The sequence below is a fragment of the Nocardia sp. NPDC059236 genome (assembly GCF_042754085.1).
GTDB lineage: Bacteria > Actinomycetota > Actinomycetes > Mycobacteriales > Mycobacteriaceae > Nocardia.
The window spans coordinates 1-1,041 of sequence record NZ_JBHZAF010000119.1; the positions used below are offsets into that span (position 1 = coordinate 1).

The window sequence follows — 1,041 nt, forward strand, 5'->3', positions numbered from 1 at the left end:
CGTACTGCTCGAACCGGTCCTGCTCGTACCTGTCCTCGCCGTACCGCTCCTGCTCGTACCGCTCCTGGTGCGCGTGCGGGTGACCCTGCGACTGGCCGGGCGGCTGGCCCTGGGGCTGGCCTTGGGGTTGGCCCTGCGACTGGGGCGTCTGCTGGTGCTGAGGTGGCTGGTGCTGCTGCGGGGCCTGCTGTCCCTGATGCTGCTGCGGCTGTGAGGGCTGCTGCTGCTCGGGGGGCTGCGTGGGCGAGGGAATGGCGGGGGCCGGGGCCTCGGGGGCCGGGCCCGTCACCGTGATCGCGAGCCGGATGGGCTGCTGGCACTCCCGGCTGAGCGCCTCGGTGATCAGCGGCGAGAGCCGGCCCTCCAGGACACCCTTCGCGTACTCGTTCGGAACACCCAGCAGCGCCGTGCCCGAGACGAGGACAAGGGGCTGACAGTCCCGCAGCCAGCGCTGGTCCTTCGCCTCGACACCCTGCCCCTCGCGCAGGAGCTGGTCGAGCACCCGTGGCCACACTGCGGCAAGATCGGCAGGTAGGTCAGCCACGGGGCACGCTCTCTCACTCGCTGGGTGACGGGTCACTCGCTGTGTGACGGTCGTCCGGTGATCGACCAGATCCCACGAATGCATGGTTCTCGGGACGGTCGGGAAGGAAAGGAAGTTCGGCCACGGTAGTCACGCGGACCTGCCCCGTTCAAGTCGTTGTCCACAGGCTGTGCACGAGTGCAGTAGCCGGGCAGCGGGCGGTTCGTCGTCGGGCAACCGCAGGGCGGCGGCCGGGGCCCCGTCGGTGCTGGTTTGACCGGATGGCGCGGGCCCGCGTACCGTAACCAGGTCGAGTGTCGACGGCTGCTGCCGCCTGCCTCCGATGGGCAAGATCACCCGGTGTACCCGGACGATCATGAAGCGGTGCACACTCGGGCGTTGCGAGCTACTCGTGGGCGCACGGTGACAGCCGGTCGACTCCCCACACCCAGTCCCACGGTGACCGTGGGACACGAAGAATTTTTGTATACGCCGAGTGATCTAGAGAACCTTCAATC

1 pseudogene is annotated in these 1,041 nt (G+C 68.7%); it reads right to left on the bottom strand.

The features are described from left to right. Window positions 1–544, bottom strand: a pseudogene (locus tag ACFXIV_RS48330) (hypothetical protein); the annotation flags it as partial. Window positions 545–1,041 lie beyond the last annotated feature (497 nt).